General features: G+C 49.7%; 4 protein-coding genes and 1 tRNA gene. All 5 read left to right on the forward strand.

The features are described 5' to 3' along the window. Nucleotides 1–249 precede the first annotated feature (249 nt). The 5 genes from HMPREF9999_RS01480 to HMPREF9999_RS01500 all read left to right on the forward strand — a co-directional run bounded on the left by HMPREF9999_RS01480 (nt 250) and on the right by HMPREF9999_RS01500 (nt 5,802). The gene (locus HMPREF9999_RS01480; protein ID WP_009436473.1) at nt 250–966 is read left to right on the forward strand and encodes a Bax inhibitor-1 family protein; all 717 of its coding nucleotides are present in this window, start codon (nt 250–252) and stop codon (nt 964–966) included. A 147-nt stretch (nt 967–1,113) separates the two neighbouring features. Further along, complete coding sequence (locus HMPREF9999_RS01485) at nt 1,114–2,307, forward strand: pyridoxal phosphate-dependent aminotransferase (protein ID WP_044062889.1); 1,194 nt, start codon at nt 1,114–1,116, stop codon at nt 2,305–2,307. Between the two features lie 282 nt (nt 2,308–2,589). Beyond that, nucleotides 2,590–4,326, forward strand: coding sequence for a SulP family inorganic anion transporter (locus tag HMPREF9999_RS01490; RefSeq protein ID WP_044062875.1), 1,737 nt, complete (start codon nt 2,590–2,592; stop codon nt 4,324–4,326). A gap of 386 nt (nt 4,327–4,712) precedes the next feature. Next, nucleotides 4,713–5,417, forward strand: coding sequence for a Crp/Fnr family transcriptional regulator (locus HMPREF9999_RS01495; RefSeq protein WP_009436477.1), 705 nt, complete (start codon nt 4,713–4,715; stop codon nt 5,415–5,417). 300 nt (nt 5,418–5,717) lie between these two features. Further along, nucleotides 5,718–5,802: transfer RNA gene (locus HMPREF9999_RS01500), tRNA-Ser, on the forward strand. Nucleotides 5,803–6,506: the final 704 nt, after the last annotated feature.

The following is a 6,506-nucleotide window of genomic DNA, read 5'->3' on the forward strand; positions in this document are numbered from 1 at the left end:
GTGGAAGAGTAGAGAAGAAAAACTCCAACTTTCTTCCAATTATCTTGGAATAGTTTTGAAATATCTCGGAGAAGTATTGAAATACCTCGGAGAACTTTTCAAAAACCTCGGAGACTTTATCCAAACTCTCCGAGAAAATCTCCTAATCTCGTCACCACCTTTTTCCTTTCTCTGCAATGTGCTAGCCCATGTCGGAGCATAACTCTCTCGGTACTCAGTAGTTTTTACATCAATAATACTAATTCTCTCATGTATCAACCTCAGAACAATTACACTCGCTCTTATGCAGCGCAAGGTCGCTCGCTGAGCTTTCCCGCTGTGATGCAGAAGGTCTATCTCTGGATGACTCTGGCACTCGCCATGACCGGACTTACGAGCCTTGCCATGGTCACTCAGCCCGCTCTGATGAACATGGTTTTCAGCTCACCCATCGTGTTCTACGGACTTCTCATTGCCGAAGTGGCCATGGTGTGGTATCTCTCTGCGCGCATCCACAAACTCTCGTTTATGACTGCTGGAGTGCTCTTTGCCCTCTACGCCATTCTCAATGGTGTCACCCTTTCGTGCATCTTCTTAGTCTACGCACAAGCCGATATTGTCAACGCCTTCTTCATCACGGCAGGCACATTTGGCGCGATGTCCGTAGTGGGACTTTTCATCAAGAAAGATCTCTCCCTGATTGGCCGCATCCTCTCGATGGCAGTCATCGGACTCATCATCGCCCTTGTGGTGAATATGTTCCTTGGAAGTTCCACTTTCGACCTCCTCATCAGCATCGCTGGTGTGCTCATCTTCACAGGGCTCACGGCTTATGACACCCAGAAAATCAAAAACTTGGTGCATGAGTTTAACCAAGCAGACGAAGAGTCTACCATGAAAGTCGCGCTGATGGGTAGTCTTATCCTTTATCTCGACTTCATCAACCTCTTCCTTTACATCCTCCGCTTGTTGGGCCGCCGCAGATAATCGTTCTGCATCGCGGTGCAAACCTATCACGGCTCGGAGGTCTCCTCGATCCTCTGGAGACTTTCGAGCCGAAAACTTTTCGGTAGTCACGTTGCTGACTCCACTGTTCGCTATCAGCCTTTTTTACTCTTCAATCCATCCCCTCACATTATGCAACTTTCCGATCGTCTCAATCGCCTTGCCCCTTCTGCCACTTTGGCTATGTCGCAAAAGAGTGCAGAACTCAAAGCTCAGGGCATCGACATTATCAACCTCTCTGTGGGCGAACCCGATTTCAATACGCCCGACCACATCAAGGCTGCTGGCCAACAAGCCATTGCCGACAACTGGTCGCGCTACAGCCCTGTGCCTGGTTATCTCGATCTTCGTCAAGCCATCTGCGCTAAATTGGAGCGTGAAAATGGCCTTCACTACGAACCTACGCAAATCGTGGTGGGCAATGGTGCCAAGCAAGCGGTGTGCAACGTGCTCCTCTCTGTGGTGAATCCTGGCGATGAAGTCATCATTCCTGCACCTTACTGGGTGAGCTATCCCGACATGGTGCGTTTGGCAGATGGTGAACCTGTATTTGTAGAAGCCACCATCGAGCAAAATTTCAAAATCACGCCCCAACAGTTGGCCGCTGCCATCACTCCTCGCACCAAAGCCATCATCCTTTGCAGCCCCTCCAACCCCACAGGTTCGGTGTATAGTCTCGAAGAATTGGCAGGTCTTGCCGACGTGCTCCGCCAACATCCCGAGATTGTCATCATCGCCGATGAAATCTACGAGCATATCAACTATGTGGGCAAGCACGCCTCCATCGCCACTTTGCCCGACATGCAAGAGCGCACCGCCATCATCAATGGTGTGTCTAAGGCTTATGCCATGACTGGATGGCGCATCGGTTTTGTGGCTGCTCCTCTTGCCCTTGCCAAGGCGGTGAACAAGCTACAAGGTCAATACACCTCTGGTGCGGGTTCTATCTCTCAAAAGGCTTCTGTGGCGGCTTTCAACGGCAATCAAGCTCCCGTAGAGGAGATGCGCCAAGCCTTCCTCCGTCGCAAGAATCTCATTGTCCGTTTGGCAAAGGAAATCCCTGGATTTGAGGTGAACGATCCCGAAGGTGCGTTCTATCTCTTCCCCAAGTGTTCTTCTTATTTTGGCAAGACAGATGGCACAACGACCATCCACACTTCGGACGACTTCGCCCTCTATCTCTTGCAAGAAGCCCACGTGGCTTGCGTAGGTGGCGACAGTTTCGGCAGTCCTCAGTGCTTCCGCATGAGCTATGCCACAAGTGATGAAAACATCGTCGAGGCCATGCGCCGTATCAAGGAGGCTTGCGCCAAATTGAAGTAAACTTGACGTTAGAGTTTAGACGTTAGAGGGTCACAGACCCTTTCTGCTCGCCACACAGTGGCTCGGGCAAAGAAACGTCGTGTAGAAATTGTTTAGACGTTGCTTAGACGTTGTTTAGACGTTAGAGATTAGACGTTAGACGTTAGTGCCATGCGGACATGGACTGCGCTAGCTTTTTAATTTCTAACGTCTAGCTTCTTCTCCCCAAGCTCCTATGTCTAATGTCTAACATCTAACGTCTAATGTCTAACGTCTAGTGTCTAACTTTTAACGTCTAAGTATTTGAAACCACGTATCCTCATTGACCTTCGTCATTACAGCAAAGCCCTGTTTTCTGCCGATCTCATGGCAGGACTCGTTGTGGGCATTGTAGCTCTTCCCCTTGCTATAGCCTTTGCCATCGCCGCTTCTCCTGGAGGAGATGCCGAACACACCATCGGTCCCGGCATCGGCATCATCACCGCCATCGTAGCAGGTTTGATTATCTCCCTTTTTGGAGGCAGTCGCGTGCAGATAGGCGGCCCCACTGGAGCTTTCATCGTCATCATCTATGGTGTAGTCGCCAAGTTTGGTTTGTCGGGCTTGTTGGTTGCCACCGTCTTGGCGGGTATCCTCCTCGTCCTCATGGGGCTATTCCGCCTAGGCAGTGTCATTAAGTTCATCCCCTATCCCATCGTGGTGGGTTTCACCTCAGGTATTGCTCTCACCATCTTCACCACGCAGGTGAAAGATCTCTTAGGACTTACCATCGAAGGCGGAGTGCCAGCAGCTTTTATCGACAAGTGGGCGTGCTATTTCCGCAACATCACCACCTTGCAGTGGGATGCCATCATTGTGAGTGTGGTGAGCATCGCCATCATCGTGGCTAGTGCCCGATGGATGAAACGCCTCCCAGGTTCGCTCCTCGCCATCATCGTCACCACCGCAGTGGTTTACTTCACCAACCAGAGTGGACTCACCCACATCGCCACTATCGGCGACCGTTTTGGTGCCATCACCGCATCATTGCCCAGTATCACGGCCTTCCAGCTTGACTGGGCGGCACTCTTCACCGATGCCGAGGGACATTTCACCCTCACCACCCTCAATGCGCTCCTGCCCACGGCCTTTGTCATTGCCATTCTAGGAGCTATCGAGAGCCTACTCTCCGCTACTGTAGCCGATGGTGTCACTGGCGATCACCACGATTCTAACCAAGAACTCATCGGACAAGGCATTGCCAACATCGTAGCTCCTTTCTTTGGCGGCATCCCTGCCACAGGGGCTATAGCCCGCACCATGACCAATATCAACAATGGTGCTCGCACGTGCATTGCTGGGGTGGTTCATGCCTTGGTGTTGTTGGTGATTTTCCTCCTCGCCATGCCTTTGGCGGCATATATTCCCATGCCCACTCTGGCAGGTGTCCTGGTGGTGGTGAGCTACAATATGAGTCAGTGGCGCACCTTTGCCCAACTCACGCACCGCCCCAAGAGTGATGTGGTGGTACTGCTCGTGACATTCGTGCTCACCGTGGTCTTCGATCTCACCATTGCCATCGAACTAGGTCTGGTGCTCGCCTGCTTGCTCTTCATGCGCCGCATGGCAGAGGTGTCGCAACTGTCGATTTTCACCAAAGAGATTGACCCCAATGCTGACCCCGTAGCAGATATTCCGCTGCATGAGGAGGCACTCATCATCCCAGAAGGGGTGGAGGTCTATGAAATCAACGGCCCCTTCTTCTTTGGTGTGGCCAATCGCTTTGAGGAGATGACGGCAGAGATGCAGGACCATCCCGCTATCCGCATCATTCGCATGCGCCGTGTGCCTTTCATAGATTCCACTGGTGTGCACAATCTGGAGAACCTCTGCTTGATGTCGCAGCGCGATGGCACGCAAATCATCCTTTCGGGTGTGCAACCCAAGGTGCGTGCGGTGCTGGAACGTGCCGGATTCCCAGCCCTCATCGGAGAAGAAAACATCTGTTCGCACATCACCCTTGCGCTTGACCGCGCGGCTGCGTTGAGGCAAAAGAAATAATACGTTTGCTGATAATACGATTGGCTAAGCCAATAATCTCTTGCTGTCCAGCAGGCGTGGCTTAGTCTGTTCGTTTTCTTCTGGATAGAAATAGAGTGGTTTGTCGGAATTTCCGATGAACCACTCTTTGTTTACGTGCTGTTGTAGGCTCTGTAGTGATAGGCCATCCCAGAAGTTCCCCAGTCTAGATGGTGATTCACTGCTTGAGAAAGAGTGGGAATCGAGGTGAACTTTGATTTACTAAATGTGAAACAATGAAACAATGTTCAAAATTTGGTAGGCCATAGAGAAGCTCGTATTTTTGTAATAGAGAAGAAGCGCAGATTCGTTTTTTTCTCTTCTAATGCCCCACACACCAACATAGATAGTCAAGATATTTCATCCCTATGAACTCGCATACCGCCTATAGTCTTTGGGATTCTGTCGAAAATGCTGCGGATTTTTGGCAGATTCTTAGCAACGAACAGCGCGCTATCCTCGATAGTGCGAAGGAGGTGTTGTATTTGGAGAAAGGGGAAGCGGTCTTTCGGCAAGGGGAACTGCCGCAGCAACTCTTTTATGTGCACGCCGGCACAGTCAAGGTGTCGCGCATGGGGGGAGCAGGGAAGTATCAGATTCTCCGCTTTGTTGCACATGGAGATGTCTTCGGATATGGAGCTGCGCTAGCTGATGAACCTTATGTGGTGTCGGCTGAGGCGTTTGAAGATAGCGAGATTTGGACCATTCCTCTCAGTTGTGTGCGCCACACGCTGTTACATTCTGCTGAGGTCATCCACTACGTACTGCGCCGTTTAGCGCACGAACTTGGGACTTCTGATTGCCGTATGGTGAGTCTCACACAAGGTCATTTGCGCGGGCGGATGGCGGAAACCTTGCTTTTCTTGCATCGCACCAACCGCACCGAACGAGGACAACTGGATGTGCTTGCGCACCTCACACGTCGCGAATTGGCAGCCTTGAGCAATATGAGTACGGCCAATGCTATTCGCACGCTTGCGCAGTTGGCCGAAGAAGGACTCATTGCCGTGGAGGGACGCCACATCCGTCTGCTTGACGTCCACCGCCTGCAGTTTGTTGCTCTGCAAGGATAGGAACACTGCAGCAATTATGCCCAGCTTACATCGCAATCCCTACTTTATGCTAGAGCAGGAGCTTCAGCAAATGAAGAACCATACAAAGAAGTTATTCCAGAAAAACGGAGATGTCTGCTCTATAAAACCACAAATTTTGAGGGAAAAGTCGAAAAAGTTCCCGAGAAATTTGGAAGTAAAAAAATAAAGTAGTACTTTTGCATCACATTTGAGCCACGCACTTCGGTGCAGGAGTCAAATCCTTGCAAATTCAGTGCAAAATAGCAGACTAAACCAGTTCATATTTCGCACCTTGCAACAGGAGAGATGGTAGAGTGGTCGATTACAGCAGTCTTGAAAACTGCCGTACCGAGAGGTACCGGGGGTTCGAATCCCTCTCTCTCCGCAAAGCGGCTTCAAGATGACTTTAAAATGGTCGTCAAAACAGCCTTCTAAATTAGCGTAAATCGTTGTAAGACTTATACTTACAACGATTTTTCTTTTATATAAGCCTACAGAGTGACGGCTAAACCCTAGGTTTTGATAGTCATCATTCGGTCAAACACTGCTACAGATCCTGCTACACAAAATAATGGACGTATAGGTTAAATAGCAGGATATTTTGAAATATTGCTGTCCGGTAAACTTCAATCTGAGTGGGTTCCTTTAGGGAGAGTGTCGCTGCAGCCAGTTTGTAGTCAAAATAATCTGCTGAGCCATCAGCGTTGGGGCGGATCCCAACTGCATGAGTAACCTCTTTGGCACAATGTCCGTACATTTTTTTGACATAACAATCTGGAAGTACACTGATAGAGAGACTGTCTGAAAGGGAATCGTATTCTTTGGTTTGTAAATCTAGTTTTTTTAATGTTTCAAAGGCATCTCTTTCAGTTAAGGCTCCTGAACCTTCGAGATTTCCGAGAACTGCTCGGGGAGGATGAGCTTTGATGATGAATAATCCTCTATCAAATCGCTTATATCGCTAAAGTCCGCCTATTCGTCTGTAAAGTTTACAAACATCCCTCGCCAACTCACTAAGGAGATGGTGGGAGACGATAGAATAGCCTACGTAAGACTACTCGGCTCGATGAGTTCTCTGAAAAAACATAC

The sequence above is a fragment of the Alloprevotella sp. oral taxon 473 str. F0040 genome, from assembly GCF_000318095.2.
Classification (GTDB): domain Bacteria; phylum Bacteroidota; class Bacteroidia; order Bacteroidales; family Bacteroidaceae; genus Alloprevotella.

Bases quoted from the DNA above. Each gene is read 5' to 3' on its own strand.
- HMPREF9999_RS01480 (WP_009436473.1), top strand. From the start codon at position 250: ATGTATCAACCTCAGAACAATTACACTCGCTCTTATGCAGCGCAAGGT.
- HMPREF9999_RS01495 (WP_009436477.1), top strand. From the start codon at position 4,713: ATGAACTCGCATACCGCCTATAGTCTTTGGGATTCTGTCGAAAATGCT.